General features: G+C 61.6%; 17 protein-coding genes. 9 read left to right on the top strand and 8 right to left on the bottom strand.

The window, feature by feature from the left end:
• Positions 1 to 523 precede the first annotated feature (523 nt).
• From AAEZ08_RS17255 to AAEZ08_RS17240, 4 genes are read right to left on the bottom strand one after another with little or no spacing between them, the layout of a single operon-like run.
• Entirely contained in the window at positions 524 to 922 is a 399-nt protein-coding gene (locus tag AAEZ08_RS17255; RefSeq protein ID WP_500124764.1) for a hypothetical protein, read from the bottom strand.
• A 2-nt stretch (positions 923 to 924) separates the two neighbouring features.
• Positions 925 to 3,156, bottom strand: coding sequence for a hypothetical protein (locus AAEZ08_RS17250; RefSeq protein ID WP_500124763.1), 2,232 nt, complete (start codon positions 3,154 to 3,156; stop codon positions 925 to 927).
• Entirely contained in the window at positions 3,153 to 4,742 is a 1,590-nt protein-coding gene (locus tag AAEZ08_RS17245) for a tyrosine-type recombinase/integrase (protein WP_500124762.1), read from the bottom strand. The genes AAEZ08_RS17250 and AAEZ08_RS17245 overlap by 4 nt, the downstream gene beginning before the upstream one ends.
• Positions 4,739 to 6,004 carry a site-specific integrase gene (locus AAEZ08_RS17240; protein ID WP_125877844.1) on the bottom strand — a complete coding sequence of 422 codons (1,266 nt, stop codon included), beginning with the start codon at positions 6,002 to 6,004 and terminating at the stop codon, positions 4,739 to 4,741. The genes AAEZ08_RS17245 and AAEZ08_RS17240 overlap by 4 nt, the downstream gene beginning before the upstream one ends.
• Before the next feature lie 147 nt (positions 6,005 to 6,151).
• On the opposite strand from AAEZ08_RS17240, the gene ettA reads away from it, so the two are divergent.
• The 6 genes from ettA to gdhA all read left to right on the top strand — a co-directional run bounded on the left by ettA (position 6,152) and on the right by gdhA (position 13,360).
• The gene (gene ettA / locus AAEZ08_RS17235; RefSeq protein WP_500124761.1) at positions 6,152 to 7,846 is read left to right on the top strand and encodes an energy-dependent translational throttle protein EttA; all 1,695 of its coding nucleotides are present in this window, start codon (positions 6,152 to 6,154) and stop codon (positions 7,844 to 7,846) included.
• A 164-nt stretch (positions 7,847 to 8,010) separates the two neighbouring features.
• Complete coding sequence (gene siaA, locus AAEZ08_RS17230; RefSeq protein ID WP_500124760.1) at positions 8,011 to 10,002, top strand: biofilm regulation protein phosphatase SiaA; 1,992 nt, start codon at positions 8,011 to 8,013, stop codon at positions 10,000 to 10,002.
• 15 nt (positions 10,003 to 10,017) lie between these two features.
• On the top strand, positions 10,018 to 10,560 hold the full coding sequence (gene siaB, locus AAEZ08_RS17225; protein ID WP_500124759.1) for a biofilm regulation protein kinase SiaB: 543 nt from the start codon (positions 10,018 to 10,020) through the stop codon (positions 10,558 to 10,560).
• Between the two features lie 17 nt (positions 10,561 to 10,577).
• The gene (siaC, locus tag AAEZ08_RS17220) at positions 10,578 to 10,955 is read left to right on the top strand and encodes a biofilm regulation phosphoprotein SiaC (protein WP_110778059.1); all 378 of its coding nucleotides are present in this window, start codon (positions 10,578 to 10,580) and stop codon (positions 10,953 to 10,955) included.
• Positions 10,956 to 10,967: 12 nt separating this feature from the next.
• A complete protein-coding gene (gene siaD, locus AAEZ08_RS17215; RefSeq protein WP_500124758.1) occupies positions 10,968 to 11,753 on the top strand; it encodes a biofilm regulation diguanylate cyclase SiaD in 786 nt (261 codons plus the stop codon).
• 269 nt (positions 11,754 to 12,022) lie between these two features.
• On the top strand, positions 12,023 to 13,360 hold the full coding sequence (gdhA, locus tag AAEZ08_RS17210; protein ID WP_063544239.1) for an NADP-specific glutamate dehydrogenase: 1,338 nt from the start codon (positions 12,023 to 12,025) through the stop codon (positions 13,358 to 13,360).
• 275 nt (positions 13,361 to 13,635) lie between these two features.
• On the opposite strand, the gene AAEZ08_RS17205 is transcribed toward gdhA, so the two are convergent.
• Positions 13,636 to 14,412 (bottom strand): ferredoxin--NADP reductase, encoded by a 777-nt coding sequence (locus AAEZ08_RS17205; protein ID WP_500124757.1) that lies wholly within the window; start codon positions 14,410 to 14,412, stop codon positions 13,636 to 13,638.
• 97 nt (positions 14,413 to 14,509) lie between these two features.
• On the opposite strand from AAEZ08_RS17205, the gene AAEZ08_RS17200 reads away from it, so the two are divergent.
• The 3 genes from AAEZ08_RS17200 (at position 14,510) to AAEZ08_RS17190 (ending at position 16,725) form a co-directional block, all read left to right on the top strand.
• Complete coding sequence (locus AAEZ08_RS17200) at positions 14,510 to 15,637, top strand: methyltransferase (protein WP_500124756.1); 1,128 nt, start codon at positions 14,510 to 14,512, stop codon at positions 15,635 to 15,637.
• Positions 15,634 to 16,011 carry a MerR family transcriptional regulator gene (locus tag AAEZ08_RS17195; protein ID WP_500124755.1) on the top strand — a complete coding sequence of 126 codons (378 nt, stop codon included), beginning with the start codon at positions 15,634 to 15,636 and terminating at the stop codon, positions 16,009 to 16,011. Before AAEZ08_RS17200 ends, AAEZ08_RS17195 begins: the two co-directional genes overlap by 4 nt.
• A gap of 321 nt (positions 16,012 to 16,332) precedes the next feature.
• The gene (locus AAEZ08_RS17190; RefSeq protein ID WP_003281626.1) at positions 16,333 to 16,725 is read left to right on the top strand and encodes a carboxymuconolactone decarboxylase family protein; all 393 of its coding nucleotides are present in this window, start codon (positions 16,333 to 16,335) and stop codon (positions 16,723 to 16,725) included.
• A gap of 336 nt (positions 16,726 to 17,061) precedes the next feature.
• On the opposite strand, the gene AAEZ08_RS17185 is transcribed toward AAEZ08_RS17190, so the two are convergent.
• From AAEZ08_RS17185 to AAEZ08_RS17175, 3 genes are read right to left on the bottom strand one after another with little or no spacing between them, the layout of a single operon-like run.
• Positions 17,062 to 19,263, bottom strand: a complete 2,202-nt coding sequence (locus AAEZ08_RS17185; RefSeq protein WP_500124754.1) for a xanthine dehydrogenase family protein molybdopterin-binding subunit — start codon at positions 19,261 to 19,263, stop codon at positions 17,062 to 17,064.
• A complete protein-coding gene (locus AAEZ08_RS17180; protein ID WP_058063818.1) occupies positions 19,260 to 20,246 on the bottom strand; it encodes an FAD binding domain-containing protein in 987 nt (328 codons plus the stop codon). Before AAEZ08_RS17180 ends, AAEZ08_RS17185 begins: the two co-directional genes overlap by 4 nt.
• Positions 20,243 to 20,755: a (2Fe-2S)-binding protein gene (locus AAEZ08_RS17175; protein WP_500124753.1), complete on the bottom strand. Its 513-nt coding sequence runs from the start codon at positions 20,753 to 20,755 to the stop codon at positions 20,243 to 20,245. The genes AAEZ08_RS17180 and AAEZ08_RS17175 overlap by 4 nt, the downstream gene beginning before the upstream one ends.
• Positions 20,756 to 21,031 lie beyond the last annotated feature (276 nt).

Here is a 21,031-nt window from a genome sequence, read left to right as displayed (position 1 = left end):
GTTCGCCCCCACGCTCGCTGACAGAGCAATTTTGCCAACGGCATGGGGAGGTCGCTACTTTTTCAACAGAATCGGCCGGTAGCTGCCTGTCATCAATGCTGCCTCCGGCCAAAAGTGAGCGCTGGGTGACAGTCCCGTATGAGCCTGTTGGCGTGTTAGATCAAACACGAGCAAAGCAAGCTGCCGAAGATGCGGACAAGTGTCGGGAGATGCGGTGCTGTCGGAGGATGCGAATAGGTGCCGGGAATGCGAATGGCTGTCGGAGCTATGCTATTGGCTGTCGATTTGAGTGCGAGTCGGTGTCGATTAGGCATGCGGATTAGTGTCGAAACCGATGCAAATAATCAGTCTCCAATCTGCTGCGTAGGAAAGAGACAGTAACTCTCGCCGCATATGGGGCACGACGCCTCGGACAATCAACTCGTCCCCTTCCAGAACGTAGTGCGGGGCATGGTACGAGTGCTCGGATTTCAGGACGTGGCTGCCATGAGTCTTTTCCAGGTATAAGTTTCTGAACACTGGATCAGTTCTTCTTTTGAAACTGTGAAACCGGCCGCTCCAACATCGATTGCGTTAGCCCGTGCATATCCGCATTGGCTTGCCAGATCAAAAACCGGCTATGCATATCTCGAACAGCAGCTGACAACTTCTGATTTTTCGCTGTCAGTTCCTCAATGCGCTTGTTGGCTGCCTGAATATCGCTAATCCAGCCCGGCTTCAGCTTCTGAGCCTTCAATGCCGCCTTGCAATTCTTCATCGCTAAATCCACGGCAGGTAGATTCATCAGGGACTGGCGAGCACGACTGATACCCAGTTTTTCTTTGCAGGCCTCGACGAGCAAAGGCCAGGTCAGCTTCGGCTCTGACCATTCCTCAATCAGCTTAATGATACGTTTCTCATCCTTTGGCGTTAAATGTCCCATCGTTAACCCTCGATCTCATCCAGCAAGGCCAAGACGTCATCCAGAGATGGTAACCCCTCTTGCGTCTGGTTCCCTTCAATGACTTTGACTTCGATCAGCCCCGACATTGCGGCGGCGTTCTTGGTCAGCGTCCAACCGTTATCGGCGTTCCACACAATGGCACCGTTTTCGAGTTTGGGGTCTTCCAGCGTTAGGATTAACGCCTCGCACTTATAGAGCTTTTCACTCAGTTTTTTGGCTGACTCCGATGCCCCAAAGACATCCCGAGACTGCGCATCCAGAGCTTTATCGAGGCGAAGTTTAAGGTCGTCGCGTTCTTCCTTGAGGTTGCCAAGCTTCACGTCATCCCCTTTGACGCAGCCGAGCAGCCCGCAGTCCAAACAGGCTCCCATTTTCGGGCAAGGCTCGTAAGCAAAATTGTGCACACAGACGCCGAGATGGGTTTGATGGACAACGCGGTCCGGTTCACCCTCGCGCAGTTCCCTTACATCACCAAGAGTCAGAGGCTGATTGGTTTTGACCTTGTCCAGACGCTGAGCACCGGTGCTGTGCTTAGTTTTGGGGTGGAACGCCGCAACCCTCTGGGTGCGGTCCTCGATGGTTTCATGGTTGTAGACCGATCCCCTCGACGTACGCCCGGAGAAGGCGTCAATCAGGAGTTGCGACAGACCGGCCTGGTGCATCCGCGTGTTCAATTCATGCCGAAACGCATGCGTGTTGACCTTGATGCCGGGGTAGCCATGGCGCTCAAACATACTTTTAATACGCGGGTCGTTCGCACCGCCTAATTGCGCTGTCAATCGGTTAGAGTGCGCCGCGATCTCCACACCAAATTCGTGTTTCTCGTTACCTGAGTTTTTTGCCATTGCTCCCGTGCGCACGGTAAACAGCGCATCACGGTATTTAACCCGAGCTTTACCCTCCGTGTATGGCGTGGTGTATGGAAAATCTTTTGGAAGATACTTTTCCCGCAACAGCACATTGAGCTTGCGAAGCGTGATCATGCATCGGTCGTCGAACTCAATACTCTGGAATCTTTGCTTGCCCTTAACATATATGCGCCGCCCTGCGCTGGAGTCCCACCCGTCACGGATATCGGCCAAGAGGGCTCGTGCGGCGGGGCTGAGCGCCTTTTGCTTCTCTACGGATTTCAGGAACTTACTTTTGAATACGCTTCGCGGGTGGGATGTTTCATGAACGGTGAGTTTCACTGCGGCACAGCATTCGGCGTACGTGAGCGGTTCATCAGGTCCCTTAGATGGCACTCCTTCGTGGGGGGGGAAATCATCGGGATTGTCTTCTAGCCAGGCGGCGTAAGCCCGCGGCTCATCGGTGATCGGTTTCAGTAACGTAATGACCCGTTCGACGACCGGCTCCATCTCAGGCTTAACGACGGGCTTCAGCGTCACCTGGTTTATCTTTTCCGAGTGCCAGCGCAGGAACATGCGCCGATTACCCTGGTTATCCTCTTTAAATACCACGCAATCCAATCCAACATCCGCCAATTCACCCACGCGACTGGGGGCACTCAGCAACAGCGCACAGGCGGAGGTCACAACGATATCGAGGGGGAGGGTCAATTCGTTTGAGAACACTTCCCCGAGGGCTCTGATCGCGTCAGGGCTGGGAAGCTTCTGTTCCCGATCTGCTCTTTGTTGCTTGAGCGTGCCATTAGGCTTAATTGTCAGCGGAGAGGTCCACCGGAAATCCGAATTGAGCAGATTTTTGGCCCGCATCAGGCTGATGATGGTCTCAAGTGACTTACTGTACGTGTATGCGTTGTTACCTTTGGTCCAGTAACGGTCCATGTACTCGCACGCTTTATTGCAAACAGCGGCGGACACCCGCGTCACATCCCGTGTGCCGGTCAGTTCGAGTAGGGCGGCTTCCAGCGCCCTCAGAGAACCCATCCAGCCTCCCACCGCCTTTTTTTGCAAATACACCCCTCGATACACCAGTAAGGCTTTGGCAAAATCCGTGAAGGGTGCCTGCATTGCCTTTGGGGCAGATCTAGTTGATCCGACCGCCGAGAAGTTACAGCCTGTGAATCCATGCGGGTGCCAACTGCTATCTTCCCAGAGAATACTCGCGTGCACTCGACTGGGAATGCCTTTGGGCAGGGTCTGTTTTGCCCATTCGATAAACGCCTCAAGTTGAGCCTCCGCAGCCAGCTGGCTCCTGGGCTTAAAATCGACAATGTTATTCGCCGATTCAGAATAAAACGCATCGGTCATTCGTCTTCCCTCCCGGATCGGAGCATGGCCTCACAATCCAGAATCACCTTACGGCAAGCCAGAATGGCCCGATCCCAGAGCACGCCGGTAATTTTATCCGTGGCAATGGTTTGCGCCCGACGACGCTCCAATCGCTCAAGGACCGCATGGTGATTGCCGTTCAGAAGGGGTTGGAATTTTCCGCATGCGTAACAGGTGTACGGCGCATCAAGATGGCAGGCGGCAGTGGCACCGCATACTGCCACATCCTCGATTTGTCGATCCGCTCGATCCCCGTTTTTCGCTGAGGTGCGATCCGTGACGATGATCCCGGTGAACGCATTCACAACCAAGGCCAGATGGTCGCTCATCTTCGCGTCGATCAACGCCAGCAACTCCGGCGACACGGCTCGGTACTTTCGCACTGTCCGAGTATTTTTGTGCATCAATGCGCGGGCCATCGTCCACTCATCCAGCCCCGCATTGGAAAGATCCGTGCCGAGGGTGTGCCTGAACCGGTGCCCCCGCGTCACTTTCAGCGGCTGATGGGTGCGAGGCGAAATCGGAAAGCCCTCCATCTGCTCGATGCACCTAAGCCACTGCTTGATCGCGTCTGATCCGACATGAAATATCGGCTGTGGCGCGTCTTCGAGGCCTTTCTGAAGGGGGCTATCGAGCAAAACAGGGGGATTCACTCGCTCCCAAGGTTCTGCATCATCATCATCCAGCTTCCGACGAAAGAGGGGCACATTCTCAATGGCTGCATTCCAGTCGGCACCGTCTGGATACGTTTGCCAGAGTTGCGCCAGAACCATTGCCTTGTAGGCCTGCACGGTGTTGTAGAGATCCTCATCTAGACTGAATGTTTCGGACTTTGCTCGCCAACCCGTCTCGTCGTCTCTTTGCTTTGCCCAATGAAACCTGACCTTGCAGCCCTGATCGCTCTTCGTGAAATCACCAAAAATCATCATTCGCACCTGAGCGCCACGCTGCCCGTAAATCATCAACATGCGCAGGTAAAGGAACTGCTCGAAATCTAGCTGCCCGTGACAAAACTGCTCATGTATCCATTGGTGCAGCGCGTCTTGCTCCACCTGCGTGAACGGGCCTTTTTCGGGGTCCAGGCTGAGGATCACATCGTTGCTGGAATGCTTTTTCCTGGGCAGTGCCTGGTAGGCATCGATCAGGGGTTGCGAGGGGCGCTGTTCGAGGGATTCGCAGTCGTGCCAAAACGCCATGCAAGCGGCAATGGCACTAAACTCAGAACTGTTCAAGCGCTCCCGCAGAGCGATCAGGTGATCCTCGTTGAGCGGGTCAATCCCGGCCTGAGCAGCCCGCGACAATGCACTTGTCGTGTTAGCAACCGTACCCGCTTCCAGATCGGCCATTCGGTACGCCAGGGCGGCGTGCAACCAGGGCTGCCAATCCGGCGAGACGCAGGCAATAGCCGCTTCCCAGTTGACTGATTGATTAGCCGCTTTGTCCGGTTTCCACATCGGTTCGGCGGGTGTGAACATCTCTCCACATTTCGCCAGGCGAGGCGTGTTCAGCCATGCATCGAGGCTGTCCTTCGTGGGTGCCTGAAGTGCTTCGACGGCGATGTTCACTCTGGCCCTCCTTGTGTCGTGCCGACCTTCTGACGGTTGGCCGTAAACCGCTCAGCCCGTTTCTGTATCGCTTTGTCTGCCTCTTCCTTCCAGAATTTCGCGCCGTAGAGGCCGGGCATGTTCGATTCGGGACTCCAGCCGAACATCCATGTGAGGGTCTTTTGAACTTGCGTGGTGCGATCCTCCGGCGTGAGCGCTGCCAGTTCCTCACGCATGCTCTCCAGCATCGTGTAGACCGCGTCATGCCTCAGAATATGTGGGTGCACATGAGCCAGTTCCGGCGCTATTTCTCGGACCCTGGACAGAACACCATCCACTGCCTTGATGGTCAGAGGTCCGCCCTCATTTCGCTTGTGCGCCACCAGCAAAAACGGATGCCTTCTCGCCCGCGATGAGCCGTTACGGGGCTTTCTGTGGCGATATTTCGATTCGTACTCAGTGATTGCGTCATACAGGTCATCGGTCATCACCAGCATTCGCTCGTGTGTTTTGAATTGCGGGGCCATGGTTCGTGGATCGAGGCTCTCATCCTCTAGGTTGACCACCGCTAGTTGACGACTGTGCCAGTGAATGTCGCTGGTCTTGATCAGCAGCATCTCGGAGCGTCGCAGCCCCATGTCGAGACCCAGCAGCAAAATGATGTAGTTACGCAGCCTGATGGCTTCATCTGAAAAGGGGTTCTCGGCGCTATCCGGATGCATGATTTCCAGCAATCGAGTTCGCTCCTGACTCGTAAGCCCTTTCATTTCGCCCAATCGCGTTTTTTTCCACGCAGGGCAAGCCGCTTTGATCTTGCGATTGATGCGCTTCTTCAGATCGTCAGCCGCCTCAAATCGTGTTGAGTGATCACCCAGCTTGTCATAGAGGAAGGCCAGATAGTCACGTACTGCCTCGATTCGCTGCTGCGCATGGACTTTGCCAACGGATTTGTAGGCAGTCGGATGCAAGCGCATCCCCGCATACTTCATGGCCAAGGTTTCCTTGCTAAACCCCGCATCCGACACAAACCTAGAAAGCTCAATGTCTGTCAGGTATTGGCTGTGAGGGCGCTGTTCGAGGTGAGAAATCAGATCAATGGAGGAAAAAGCCAGAAACTCCTCTAACACAGCCAGATGCTCAAGGTACTTCTTGGTTGTTTCGAGGGCTCTGCCCGAGTGCTCCATGGTGATGTACAGGTTGGGGTAGTACACAGGGATGTAGTCTTGCACCAACAGCTTTCTTCGAGCAGCATTCACCACCTGCTCTATGACCTGGAAACCCATGTTGCTCCCTCATAAAACATAACTTTTTCTAAGTATAGTCAGGGGGCTCCGGATAGTCATCGCATAACCTAACGTTTTCTTTTTCGAATTTGAGTGCCTTTCCTACCCATAAGGCACTGAAAGTAAGGGATTAAAGGCTCACATATCATGTCTAAAACTGACAAATCTGGAAAAACAGGCTCTTACGTCTACACCATGCACCGGCTGAGCAAGGTCGTTCCGCCGAAGCGTGAGATCCTCAAGAACATTTCCCTGTCGTTCTTCCCCGGCGCCAAGATCGGCGTGCTCGGCCTGAACGGCGCCGGTAAGTCCACCCTGCTGCGCATCATGGCCGGCGTCGACACCGAGTTCGACGGCGAAGCCCGCGCCATGCCGGGCATCAATGTCGGCTACCTGCCGCAGGAGCCGCAGCTCGATCCCGAGAAGACCGTGCGCGAGATCGTCGAGGAAGCGGTCAGCGTGATCAAGGACGCCCAGACCCGTCTGGATGCCGTCTATGCCGCCTATGCCGAGCCAGACGCCGACTTCGACGCGCTGGCCGCAGAGCAGGCCAAGCTCGAGGCGATCCTGCAGGCCTCCGATGGCCACAACCTGGAGCGCCAGCTGGAAGTCGCCGCCGACGCACTGCGCCTGCCGCCGTGGGACGCCAAGGTCGGCCACCTGTCCGGTGGCGAGAAGCGCCGCGTCGCGCTGTGCCGCCTGCTGCTGTCGGCCCCCGACATGCTGTTGCTGGACGAACCGACCAACCACCTGGACGCCGACTCGGTGGCCTGGCTGGAGCATTTCCTCCACGATTTCCCCGGCACCGTGGTGGCGATCACCCATGACCGCTACTTCCTCGACAACGTCGCCGGCTGGATTCTCGAACTCGACCGCGGCCAGGGCATACCCTTCGAAGGCAACTACTCGCAATGGCTGGAAGCCAAGGCCGCGCGCCTGGAGCAGGAAGCCAAGCAGGAGTCGGCACACAAGAAGGCCATGAAGGCGGAACTGGAGTGGGTGCGCCAGGGCGCCAAGGCCCGCCAGTCCAAGTCCAAGGCCCGCCTGCAGCGCTTCGAGGAAATGCAGTCGCAGGAATTCCAGAAGCGCAGCGAGACCAACGAGATCTACATCCCGGCCGGCCAGCGCCTGGGCGACAAGGTCATCGAGCTGAAGAACGTGCGCAAGGGCTACGGCGATCGCGTACTGATCGACGACCTGTCCTTCAGCGTACCGAAGGGCGCCATTGTCGGCGTGATCGGCGGCAACGGCGCGGGCAAGTCCACGCTGTTCCGCATGCTGATGGGCAAGGAAACCCCGGATTCGGGCAGCATTGAGATCGGCGAAACCGTGCAGCTGGCCTGCGTTGACCAGAGCCGTGACGACCTGGACGGCGGCAAGACGGTCTGGGAAGCGGTTTCCGACGGCCTCGACCAGATCCGCATCGGCAACTACGAGGTACCGTCGCGCAGCTACGTCGGCCGCTTCAACTTCAAGGGCGCCGACCAGCAGAAGTTCGTCAAGGACCTCTCCGGCGGGGAGCGCGGTCGCCTGCACCTGGCGCTGACCCTCAAGCAGGGCGCCAACGTGCTGCTGCTCGACGAACCGTCCAACGACCTCGACGTCGAGACCCTGCGCTCGCTGGAAGAGGCGCTGCTGGACTTCCCCGGTTCGGCCATCGTGATCTCTCACGACCGCTGGTTCCTTGACCGGGTCGCCACCCACATCCTGTCCTACGAGGACGATGGCAGCGTGGTTTTCTTCGAAGGCAACTACACCGAGTACGAAGCCGATCGCAAGAAACGCCTCGGCGACGCCGCCTCCCAGCCGCACCGCGTCAAGTACAAGAAACTAGCGCAATAACGCTGTGGAAAACCCGAACGGAGCCTTATGGCTCCGTTCTTGCGTCAGAAAGACGACGAACGAGCTAGTAGCAAAATGCCTTATGCCGGATAATTGCCGCCCTCTCTGACCCCGGCCGGCAATCATCTACCGCGCCACGACTTCGCGACAGGAAAGGAATTCGCATGGCAGCCTTGGGACTGCGTGGCAAATCACTGCTGGCCTTGTTGCTCAGCTGCCTGCTGGCCTTCGTGTTTGCCGGCTTCATCGGCCGCGAAGCGCTGCTCGGTGTGCAGCATCGCTTTGGCGAAGCCTATGCACGCAATGTCGTGCAACTCAACCGCGAGCGCCTGTTCGCGCCGGTCTCCCGTGAGCTGGCCCTGGCCCAACGGCTGGCGGCCTCGCAGCTGACCCTCGCCTGGCTGAGCGATGAGCGCGATCCAGCCAAGCGTGAGATCTTTTTCAAGGAAGCCGCCGGCTACCAGCAGGCACTCGGCGATCACGCCTACTTCGCCGCGTCGGCGCATAGCAACAGTTACTACTCCAACGGGCCCGACCAGCCACGCAGCGATGCGCCGCGCTATCAGATGAGTCCGGACAACCCGCGCGACGAGTGGTTCTACCTGACCCTGCAAAGCGATGCCCCTTACGCCATCAACGTCGATCGCTCGGTGGTGACCGGCGAGCTGAAGGTATGGTTCAACGTGCAGGTACGCGATGGCGAGCGCCGCCTAGGCCTGGTCGGCTCGGGTATCAGCCTGAAGGCCTTTCTCGATGACTTCATCGCCTCTGGCAAGGTCGGGGTCGAGTCGATGGTGCTCGATGCCTATGGCTCGATCCTGGTCCACCCGAACCAGAATCTGGTCACTCTGAATGCCGAAACCGCGCGCGGACGCTCCTTGTCGACGAGCATTCTCGGCCAGCTCGACGACCTGAGCGCGGCCTCGGCAGTGCGTCAGGCGATGGCGGAAAGCCGCGAAAACCCCGGCACGGTGACGACGTTGCGCGTCACTCTGGACGGCGCGCCCCGCTTGCTGGCACTGAGCTGGATTCCTGAACTGCAGTGGTTCGTCGCCAGCGCCGTCGACCTGGGCACCGCGCAGGTGGTCGAGATCCGCCCACTGCTGCCGGCCATCGGCCTGTTCCTGGTGTTGTTCCTGCTGCTGATCGGCGGCGGCGCCTGGCTGGTGGAAAAGCGTGTGCTCAAGCCACTGCGCCAGCTACGCCGCAGCGCCCAGGCGCTGGCGGCCGGGCAGTACGACGCGCCGCTTCCGCTGCATCGCCAGGACGAGATCGGCGAACTCAGTGCAGCCTTCGGCACCATGGCGCAGCAGGTCCGCAGCCACACCAGCGAACTGGAGAAGCGCGTACGCGAGCGCACCCGTGACCTCGAGCAGGCCAATCGCGAGATGGCAGCAGCGCACAAGAAGATCGACGACTCCATCGATTACGCCAGCCTGATCCAGCGCTCCATCCTGCCCAACCGCCAGTTGGTGACCGCCATGGGTGACCGCCATGCGGTGCTCTGGCGTCCGCGTGATGTTGTCGGCGGCGATTTCTACGTGTACCGCGCCGACGAGCAAGGCTGCTTGTTTGGCGTCGTCGACTGCGCCGGACACGGCGTTCCCGGCGCACTGATGACCATGCTCGCCCATGCGGCCATCGACCAGGCGCTGGGCAGTAGTGGCCTGCAGGATCCCGCTGCGGCACTTTCACGCACCGATGCCATCGTGCGCAGCATGCTTCGTGACGAAAACGGCTCCCACGCCCTGGCGACGAACATGGATATCGGCCTGGCCTATGTCGATCTTCGCCAGCGCAAGGTGCATTATTCCGGCGCGAAGATTGCCTTGTACTACTGCGACGGCGCAGACGTGCAGGAAATCAAGGCGGCCCGACGCTCCATCGGTGACAAGCGGGTCGGCGAATACCACAACACCTGCATCGACCTGCTGCCGGGACGCACTTTCTACATGACCACCGACGGATTTCTCGACCAGGCTGGCGGCGAACAGGGCTACGGCTTCGGCAACAGCCGCTTCGCCAGCATGATCCGCGAGCACGCGCAGCTGCCACTGGCCGAGCAGGGCGAGGCGTTCAGCCGCGCGCTAGCGCGCTACCAGGGCGATTTCCCGCAGCGCGACGACATCACGATGTTATGTTTCCGTTTCGATTGAGACAGGGAGTTGGCCATGGCCTCCATTGACATGTTCGCGATGCGCGAATCCTACAACCAGCAACAGATCATGCTGTGCTTCAACGGCCCCATCTCACGCAGTCTGATCGAAGAAATCGGCAATGCGCTGCGCAACTACATGAGCGAGGAGCAAGCGCACCCCTCCTCGGCCATGGATGTGTTCGCCGTGTACATCGAGATGACGCAGAACATCCGCCATTACACCCGCGAAAAGAACTGGTCCGATCAGCAGGCCGGCGCAACGGTCGTCGTCGCCCGTGATGATGTAGGCAGGTACGTGGTATCGGCCGGCAACCTGATCGAAACCGCCGATGGCCAGGTACTGCTCGATGCCATCGCGGAACTGGCGAAGAAGGACAAAGCCGAACTGAAGGCTCTGTACAAGGAACAACTGCGCAAGCCGCGCGACGAGCACGTGGCGTCTGGCGCAGGGCTTGGCCTGATCGACATCGCCCGCAAGTCCAGCGAACCGCTCAAGGCCTCGTTGCAGCCAGTCTCCGACGAACTGTCTTTCATCAGCCTGAGCGCCGTCATCTGAATCCCAAGAGCATCCCCATGAACGACTTTTCCATCCCTGGCAGCCAGTCCACCCCTGAAATCCAGTCCGACTGGGAAAAAGGCATCGTCTCGATGCGGGGCGATTCCTACCCTGAGAATTCCTACGAGCTGTTCCATCAGGTCTACGAGTGGATCGAACGCTTTCTCGCCCAGGCTAGCCACCCACTCAGCCTCGAGCTGCGCCTGCTGTACCTCAACACCAGCAGCATCAAGGCGATGATGGACATCTTCGACCTGCTCGAAGCGGCCTTCCAGGACGGTCGCCAGGTGGCGGTCAACTGGTACTACGACATCCGCAACGAGCGTGTGGTCGAGCTGGCCGAAGAGTTCAAGGAAGACTGCACCTTCCCCTTTGCCATCCAGAGCCACGACTGACGGAAGGTCGATATGCGCGGGCCATCGCAGCTAGAACAGGAGATCGCCGGTCTCCTTGCCAATCCAGAGTTCGAAGGCCACCCACTGAAGGAGGCCCTCAGCCAGCTGTGGAGCGCCCATCACGATCTGCTCGGGCGCATCGAGCGCATCGCTCGCGTGTCGGATGGCTACCAGAGCATCGCCCGCGAACGCGAGCTGAGCCTGGCGGCGCGTTTCGACAAGCAGCTGCGCCAGCTGGAAAAGGTCGCGCGCATCTCTGACCGCTACCAAATGATGATGCAGGACCTCAACGCCTCGCTGCGTGAGGCCTCGACCCTGGATTCCCTCACCGGGATCGCCAACCGCCGCCTGCTCACCGAACGCTTGCGCGAGGAAAGCGAGCGCGCCAAGCGCTATACGCGACCGCTGGCCGTGGTGATGCTGGATATCGATCGTTTCAAGGTGATCAACGACGAGTACGGCCATGAAGTCGGTGACCGGGTGCTGATCGAGGTGGTGCGGGTCATGGAGTCGGAAATACGCGAACATGATCTGTGCGGGCGCTGGGGCGGCGAAGAATTCCTCATCCTGATGCCCGAGTGCACTGCCGCGACCGCCCAACCGGTCATGCGCCGCCTGGGCGACAGCATCGCGTCTCTGGGCGTGCGGGTGAACGACGACCTGCTCGGCGTCACCGCCAGCATGGGCATCGCCGAACTGCATGCCGACGAAACCTACTCCAATACCATCAACCGCGCCGACCTGGCCCTGCTGCGCGCCAAGCGCAGCGGTCGCAACCGCTGCGAACTGGCGGAGTAACGCGCCGCCCCCGCACAAAAATGATGCGCTAAATGCGACATTTCGGCGCAAATTGATCCAGCGGTAGGCTCGCCCCTCCAGAAGCATCTTGAAACACCCGTCCCAGAGGCGCTCTGAGCGATACCTTACGCCAGTCAGCTCACCTCTCGACGCACCATCGATAAGCGCAATCGAGCTACAACGCACTTCCGCGGTGCAAATCAGGTTTGTTACAGTCGCCCGCCAAAATTATCAATGACTGCCAACAAGCGGTCGCCGAGGGCCTACTGATGATCGAAACCGTTGATGCCTTTCTCGCCCGACTGAAGCAACGCGACCCCCACCAACCCGAGTTCCACCAGGCGGTGGAAGAAGTGGTTCGCAGCCTCTGGCCCTTCCTCGAAGCCCATCCGCACTACATGCAGGCCGGCATCATCGAGCGCATGGTCGAGCCGGAGCGCGCCATCATCTTCCGCGTGCCGTGGGTCGACGATCAGGGCCGCGTCCAGGTCAACCGCGGTTTCCGCATCCAGATGAACAGCGCCATCGGCCCGTACAAGGGTGGTCTGCGCTTCCATCCCTCGGTCAATCTCGGCGTGCTCAAGTTCCTCGCCTTCGAACAGGTCTTCAAGAACTCCCTCACCTCGCTGCCCATGGGCGGCGGCAAGGGTGGCTCGGACTTCAATCCCAAGGGCAAGAGCGACAACGAGGTCATGCGCTTCTGCCAGTCGTTCATGAGCGAGCTGTACCGTCACATCGGCGCCGACCTCGACGTGCCGGCCGGTGACATCGGCGTCGGCGGTCGCGAGATCGGCTTCCTCTTCGGCCAGTACAAGCGCCTGTCCAACCAGTTCACTTCCGTCCTGACCGGCAAGGGCCTGGCCTATGGCGGCAGTCTGATCCGCCCGGAAGCCACCGGCTACGGCTGCGTGTACTTCGCCGAGGAAATGCTCAAGAGCAGCCACAGCAGCTTCGACGGCAAGCGCGTGGCGATCTCCGGTTCCGGCAACGTCGCACAGTACGCGGCGCAGAAGGTCATGGAACTGGGTGGCCGGGTCGTCTCGCTGTCCGACTCGGGCGGCACCCTGCACTTCCCGGACGGCATGACTGCCGAGCAGTGGACCTACCTGATGGACCTGAAGAACGTTCGTCGCGGTCGACTCGAGGAGATGGGCACGCAGTTCGGCGTGACCTACCTGGCCGATCAGCGTCCGTGGAACCTGCCGTGCGACATCGCCCTGCCCTGCGCCACGCAGAACGAACTGGATGGCGAAGACGCCCGCGCACTGCTGAAGAACGGCTGCATCTGCGTGGCCGAAGGCGCGAACATGCCGTCCACCCTGGAGGCCGTGGACCTGTTCCTCGAGGCCGGCATCCTCTACGCACCGGGCAAGGCATCCAATGCCGGTGGTGTGGCCTGTAGCGGTCTGGAGATGAGCCAGAACGCCATGCGCCTGCACTGGACCGCCGGTGAGGTGGATACCAAGCTGCACGGCATCATGCAGTCGATCCACCACGCCTGCGTCGCCCACGGCGAGGAAAACGGCCGGATCAACTACGTCAAAGGCGCCAACATCGCCGGCTTCGTCAAGGTCGCCGATGCCATGCTGGCCCAGGGCGTCGTCTAAGGCAGCCACCAGCCTCGAGCTGCAAGCGACAAGAAAAAGCCCCCGCCGGGATTGTCCGGCGGGGGCTTTTCATTTGAGAACGCCATTCGGACACCAAACCGGGGCCGTGAAGCAACTTTCCAAGCGGGCGGCATGGACAAGGCCAAGTGCAGAACCGCCGCGCCTCGCGCGTGGATGGCTTCGGCCATCCACGCTACTCATGTTCCAAGCCGCCGAGTGGGAAACGCCGCAGTGCTTGCCTACCGCCGACGACCAGCGCCCGGGCCGCGTACCGGCTACCAATAGTTCTCCACCGCCACCTGGCCGGGCCTGCGCGTCATCGCCAGGTTCAAATCACGCGCTTTCAGCACCGCTCGGGTGTCCTCGATCATCTGCGGGTTGCCGCAGAGCATGATCCGCGAATGCTCGGGCACCAGCTGCAGATCGGCGGCGCGCTCCAGTTCGCCGTTCTCGATCAGCGTGGTGATGCGCCCGTGCAGCGCACCGGGTACCTGTTCGCGCGTCACCACCGGCAGGTACAGCAGCTTCGAGCCCAGACCATCCAGGTAGTCGCGTTGCGGCAGTTCGGCGATCAGCTGCTGATAGGCCAGCTCACGCGCCTCGCGCACGCTGTAGACGAGAATGATGCGCTCGAAGCGCTGCCAGGCCTCGAAGTCCTGCAGGATCGAAAGAAACGGCGCGATCCCGGTGCCTGTTGCCAGCAGCCAGAGGTCGCGGCCGTCGGGAAAGCGATCGAGGGTGAGAAAGCCGAAGGCCTGCTTGTCCACCAGCAGCTCGTCGCCGACTGCCAACCGGCTCAGCTCGCTGGTGAATTCGCCGTCCGGCACCACGATGGAGAAGAAATCGAGAAACTCGTCGTGCGGCGCCGAAACCATCGAATAGGCGCGCCAGACGATGCAGCCGCTGGGTTTGCGCACGCCGAGGCGGGCGAACTGCCCGGCACTGAAGCGAAAGCCGGGATCACGGCTGGTACGCAGGGTGAACAGGTTGGGCGTCAGCGTCTGCACCTCGAGCAGGCGCTGGCGGGTGAACTTCTCTTCGCTGGCGGTCATACTGCGCTCCCTCCGAGCATCTTCGGGCCCACTGCACGCAGCGCCCGTATGGATCTTTGATACTCCTTTCCGACGCAGATAAACACCGCCAGTTCTCATGCCTATTCTCGACACTCCGTACGCCAGCCTCGATCTGATCCGTCAGCCGGAGCAGCCTAACGAGCCGTTGCAGGCCTTCGACGCCGCCGACGAATACCTGCTCGCCACGCTGCATGAACAGGGTTTGCCGGCTGCCGCGCGCGTGCTGATTCTCAATGACAGCTTCGGCGCCCTAGCCTGCTCGCTGGCAGCGCATGTCGAGGTAACCAGCAGCGGCGACTCGCATCTGGCGCACCTGGCGCTGCAGAAGAACCTGGCACGCAACGAGCTGCCGGCCGAACGCGTGCGTTTCGTTCCCGCCAGCGAGGTCGCCGAGGGCCCGTTCGACCGGGTGCTGATCCGAGTACCGAAAACCCTCGCCCTGCTGGAGGAACAGCTGATCCGTCTGCACGGCCAGCTGGCGCCCGGCGCGCAGGTGATCGCGGCGGCGATGATCAAGCACCTGCCGCGTACCGCCGGCGATCTGCTGGAGCAGTACATCGGCCCGGTGCAGGCCTCGCTGGCGGTAAAGAAGGCCCGCCTGCTCAGCGCAACGCCGGTCGATAAACCGGCGCCGCGGTCGCCCTACCCGACCCGCTACCAGCTCGAACAGCCAAAACTGGAGCTGCTCAACCACGCCAACCTGTTCTGTCGCGAAGGGCTGGACATCGGCACCCGCGCCTTTCTGCCACACCTGCCGCAGGCACTCGGTGCGCTGCGCGTCGCCGATCTTGGCTGCGGCAACGGCGTGCTCGGCATCGTCTACGCGCTGGGCAACCCGCAGGCGGAACTGACGCTGGTGGACGAGAGCTACATGGCGGTGCAATCGGCGCGGGAGAACTGGCAAGCAATCCATGGCCAGCGCCCGGTCGAGATTCGCGCCGGCGACGGCCTGGCCGAGCAACCGCCGGCCTCGCTGGATCTGGTGCTGTGCAATCCGCCGTTCCACCAGCAGCAGGTGGTCGGCGATTTCCTCGCCTGGCGCATGTTCACCCAGGCCAAGACGGCACTGGCCAAGGGCGGTGAGCTGTGGATCGTCGGCAATCGCCACCTCGGCTATCACCTCAAGCTCAAGCGCCTGTTCGGCAACGCCGAGCAGGTGGCCGCCACACCGAAGTTCGTCATTCTGCGGTCGATCAAGGCATGAGCGAGGCGCCGGTCCGCCTGAGCATCCGGCAGTTCGCCGCGCGTACCGGCCTGTCCGCCGACACGCTGCGTTATTACGAAAAGATCGGTCTGCTACGGCATGTCGCTCGGGACGCCAGCGGCTTTCGCGTCTACGGCCCGCGCGACCTGGAGTGGATCGGTTTCATCCTGCGCCTGAAAGACACCGGAATGGCGCTGGACGACATCATCCGCTATGCCGAACTGCGCGAATGCGGCGATACCACGCTGGCGGCGCGCCAGGTGCTGCTCGAAGAACATGCGGCCCGGCTGCAGGAACGCATCCAGCGCGACCATGATCATCTCGACGCATTGCGCGCGAAGATCGCCCTGTATCGCCAGCAAACTTCCGCTTGACCTGGAGCTGACTCCAACCCGCAGGCTTTCTCTAGGGTCTGTTCGCGTTTCGTACGCGGCCGCGCCGGAGCCGTTTTTTGCGCGAGGCAAGGCACGAGGAGCGAGGTTTGGTCATTCCAAATAAGCGACGAGTAACGCCGCATCGCGCAAAAAACGGCCCGGCCCTGCGGGTTGCGCGGCAAATGGCGCCATGCGGCGTTGCGGGACTTGGCAAGGGAACCCCATTACCTGCGTCCCGCGCCTTGCCTGGCACCATTTGGTGCAGCAACGCGGCTTGCGACGAAACGGGAACAGACCCTTGCCCATCAAGAGGAACGCTCCATGTCTGCATCGACCCGCTACACAGACGGCCTGGCCAAGCTCGAGGAAATTGACGGCGAAGCCGGGCGCAAGGTCATCGACAGCCTGCAAGCCATTGCGCCGGACTTGGCGCGCTACGTGATCGAATTTCCTTTCGGCGACATCTACCAGCGCCCCGGCCTCGACCTCCCGCAGCGGGAGCTGGCGACCGTGGCGGCGCTTACCGCGCTCGGCCACTGCCAACCGCAGTTGGCGGTGCATGTTCACGGCGCGCTCAATGTCGGCTGCACGCCGGAACAGATCGTCGAGGTGGTCATTCAAATGGCCGTATACGCCGGCTTCCCGGCCGCGCTCAACGGCATGCAGACGGTTAAGGCGGTGTTTGTCGAACGAGACCTTTTGCCGGATGCGTGATCGGCATCAGCGCGCCAGGAAAACTGGAAGAACGTGGCTAAGCCCGCCGTCACGTGCTCTGACGCAGCGACTGTCCTCAGGACGGGGAACGATGCCGAGTTGCCTGGAAGTTGCTAGCGGCCGCCTTGACTTGGGCGTTCTGCACGACTTATCAGACGGCAGCGAACGCTCCCTCAGGATGCGATCAAAGCTGTCACAGAGAGGGGCGAGCCACAGGGGTGCGGCGAGAGAACTCGGTGTTCCTAAGCCATCAGGAAATTCGTTACGCCTGATTTTCCGCCTACCAACACAGCCGCAAAGGTGGGCTGAAGCCCACCCTACGGTCGCCATAAGCCGTTACAGCACCTTGTCCAAGGTAATCGGCAGATCCCGCACCCGCTTGCCCGTCGCGTTGTAGATCGCATTGGCCACCGCCGCCGCCACGCCGACAATGCCGATCTCGCCCACGCCTTTGGACCCCAGGTCGTTGACGATCTCGTCGTGTTCCTCGACGAAGATCACGTCAATCTCCGGAATGTCCGCGTTCACCGGGATGTGGTACTCGGCAAGGTTGTGGTTCATGTAGCGGCCGAGCCGGTGGTCGATCAGCGTCTCCTCGTGCAGCGCCTGGCCGATGCCCCAGACCACGCCGCCGACGATCTGGTTGCCGGCGGTCTTCGGGTTAACGATGCGGCCCGCGGCAATCGCGCTGACCACGCGGCTGACCTTGATGGTGCCGAGGTCCTCGTCGACGCGCACTTCGACGAACACCGCCGAATGGGTTCCCGTCGCCCAGGCATCGCGCTTCTCGTCGGGTTTGACGCTGGCTTCGGCCTCCAACGCGCCGCTGACCTGGACGATGTCGCGCAGCGCCACGGCATGCTCGCCGGATTTCAGCCGCAGTTCGCCATCGACGAACTCCACCGTCTCCAGATTCGCCCCGGTAAAGGGTGAGGCCGGCGACTGCTGCACGGCATCCAGCAGCTTCTGCCGCAGGCCTTCGCAGGCCCGTTGCACCGCACTACCGACCGAGGACACGGTGGCCGAGCCACCTTCCAACGGCGCCTGCGGCAGGCTGGAATCACCGAGGCGGAACTCTACGTCCTGCATAGACAGGCCCATGGCATCGGCGGCGATCTGCGTCATCGCGGTATAGGTGCCGGTGCCGATATCGGCGGTGGCGCTGGTCACCAAAAGCCTGCCGTCGGCATCGAGGCAAGCGCGGGCACTGGCCGGCATCTGCATCGCTTCCCAGACGCCAGTGGCCATGCCCATGCCGACCAGCTGATGACCGACGCGCAGGCTGCGTGGCTGCGCCGGGCGCCGCGACCAGCCAAAGCGCTCGGCGCCCTGCTGGTAGCAGGCACGCAGCTCCTTGCTGGAATAGCGCTTGCCCTCGTTACCGTTGATGTCGGTGTAGTTGCGCAGGCGCAACTCCAGCGGGTCGATACCGACTTCATGGGCCAGCTCGTCCATCGCGCACTCCAGCGCATAGACGCCGATGGTCGCGCCCGGGGCGCGCATATCCAGCGGGGTATAGACGTCCAGCGGCACCAGGCGGTAGCCGAAACGCACGTTGTCGCAGGCGTAGAGCATGCCGGACCATTCCACCTCGTGCTCGGTGAAGTCCTCGAAGCGCGAGGTCTGGCCGATGGCCTTGTGCTCGATCGCCCGCAGCCGCCCTTCGCCATCGGCGGCGAGCTTGAGCTGCTGGACGGTCCGCGGGCGATAGCCGAAGGTGAACATTTGCTGGCGGGTCAGCTCGACGCGCACCGCGGCCTTGAGCTTGAGCGCCGCCATCACCGCCAGCGGCAGCTGGTACTGCGGACGCAGGCCGGAGCCGAAAGCACCACCGACAAAGGGCGCGAGCACGCGGATCTTGCCCTCCATGTCGAAGACCTGTTCCAGGTAGCGTTGGCAGTTCTGCACGCCCTGGGTCTTGTCGTGAATCAGCAGCTCCCCGCCCGGCTGGTACTGGACGGTGGAAGCATGCGGCTCCATGGGGTTGTGGTGTTCCACCGGGGTTTCGTACTCACGGTCGATGCGATTTGCCGCCGCCGAGAACGCCGAGTCGAAATCACCACGCGGCTCGGGCAGCTCGGCAGGCGCATCGTGGGCCTGGTCGCGCACGGCCTGCAGATCGGTCTGGTGCGCCTCGACGTCGTATTCGATGCGCACCAGGCTCGCGGCGTGGCGCGCCAGCGCTTGGGTCTCGGCGACGACCAGCGCCAGTGGCTGGCCACTGTAGAGCACGCGGTCGTTGTACAGCGGTCGGAACGGCGAGCCGTCGGCGGCATCGTCGTCTTCGTAGGGCTCGTCGTAGCTGGCGACAGGCGGGCGGTTCTGGTGGGTCAGCACCAGCCGCACGCCGGGCAACGCTTCGGCTGCGGAGGCATCGATACGCGTGATCCGGCCGCGGGCGATGCTGCTGGAGACCACGGCGCCGTAGAGCAACCCCGGCACCTCGGCCTCAGCGGCGTAACACGCCTTGCCGGTGACCTTGAGCGGACCGTCGACACGGTCCAGCGGCTTGCCCAGTGGAGAGTTGGCGCTGTTCATCGGACGGTTCCTCCGGCGGCTTCGGTCAGTGCACGCACGATGGCGCGCCGAGCCAGGTCGATCTTGAAAGCGTTGTCGGCGAGTGGCTGCGCGCCTTGCAGCAGGCAATCAGCCGCGGCGGCGAAGCAATCTGGTTCGGCACGCTTGCCGCTGAGCAGTTCTTCGGCTTCTTCCAGGCGCCAGGGTTTGTGCGCCACGCCACCGAGCGCGATACGCCCGCGGCGGATGACGTCGCCATCCATCTCCAGCGCCGCCGCAACGGACACCAGAGCGAAGGCATAGGAGGCGCGGTCGCGCACCTTGAGATAGGCGCAGTGGCTGGCAAAACCTTCCACCGGCAGCTCGATGGCGGTGATCAGCTCACCCTCGGTGAGCACGTTGTCCTGCTGCGGCTGGTCGCCGGGCAGGCGGTGGAAGTCCACCAGGTCGACGCGTCGCTGGCCATGCGGCCCTTCGATGTGCACCCGCGCGTCCAGCGCCGCCAGCGCCACGCACATGTCCGACGGATGCACGGCGACGCAGTGTTCGCTGGCACCGAGAATCGCATGGATGCGATTGCGCCCGTCACGCGCGCTGCAACCGGAGCCGGGCTCACGTTTGTTGCAGGGCGTGGCGGTGTCGTAGAAGTAGTAGCAACGGGTGCGCTGCAGCAGGTTGCCGCCAGTACTGGCCATGTTGCGCAGCTGCGGCGATGCCCCGGCGAGAATCGCCTTGCTCAGCAGCGGATAGCGCTGTTCGATCTGCGGGTGCCAGGCCAGGTCGGCGTTGCTCACCAGCGCACCGATGCGCAGGCCGCCTTCGGCGGTCTGCTCGATCTCGCGCAGCGGCAGGCCGTTGATGTCGATGAGCTGGCCCGGCTGCAGCACGTTTTCTTTCATCAGGTCGAGCAGGTTGGTACCGCCGGCGATGTAGCGGCTCTGCGGCCCGTGCAGGGCGATGGCCTGGTCGATGCGTTCGGGGCGCTGATAGCTGAACGGCGTCATTGCGCACCCTCCTGGCCGCGCAGCGCCGGCAGTGCGTCCTCGATGGCGGCAAGGATGTTGGGATAGGCGCCACAGCGGCAGAGGTTGCCGCTCATGTGTTCGCGAATCTCGTCACGACTGCTGGCACGGTTCTCCGCCGCGAGCCCGGCGGCCGAGCAGATCTGCCCCGGCGTGCAATAGCCGCACTGGAAGGCATCGTGTTTGACGAACGCAGCCTGCAACGGATGCAGCGTCGCATCGCTAGCCAGGCCTTCGATGGTGGTCAGGCGCGCGCCGTCGTGCATCACCGCCAGGGTCAGGCAGCTGTTGATGCGCCGGCCGTCGAGCAGCACCGTGCAGGCGCCGCACTGGCCGTGATCGCAGCCTTTCTTGGTGCCGGTCAGGCCGAGCTGGTCGCGCAGCAGGTCGAGCAAGGTGGTCCAGGGTTGCACCTGGAGCTCACGGCGTTCGCCGTTCAGCTCCAGGCTGATGGTGCAGGTTTGGCCTGCAACTGAAGAGTTTTCGCTCATGGCAGCCTCACGGTTTGGGCGTTGGTATGCGCTATCCGTGCGTCTTGGGGTACGACTGGCGTGGCGTGGAAAACGTTCAGCATCTTGGTAGGGCTGTGGAAGTTGGCAGGCCTGCAGCCGGTTCGCCGCGGGGGCGCGCCTCCTACAGGAGCGGTCGTACCGGGTTTTGTTTTTGTGGGAGGGCCGCCCTTGGCGCGAGTTTTTGGTTTAGGGCAGACCTGCGGCCTGTTCGACGCGGGGCGCGCCTCCTACGAGAGCAAGACGCTCTGGTTTGCT

The sequence above is a fragment of the Pseudomonas sp. E45-MNA-CIBAN-0222 genome (assembly GCF_040310405.1).
Taxonomy (GTDB): Bacteria; Pseudomonadota; Gammaproteobacteria; order Pseudomonadales; family Pseudomonadaceae; genus Stutzerimonas; species Stutzerimonas stutzeri_AC.
This window is presented reverse-complemented; position numbering and strand designations above follow the sequence as displayed.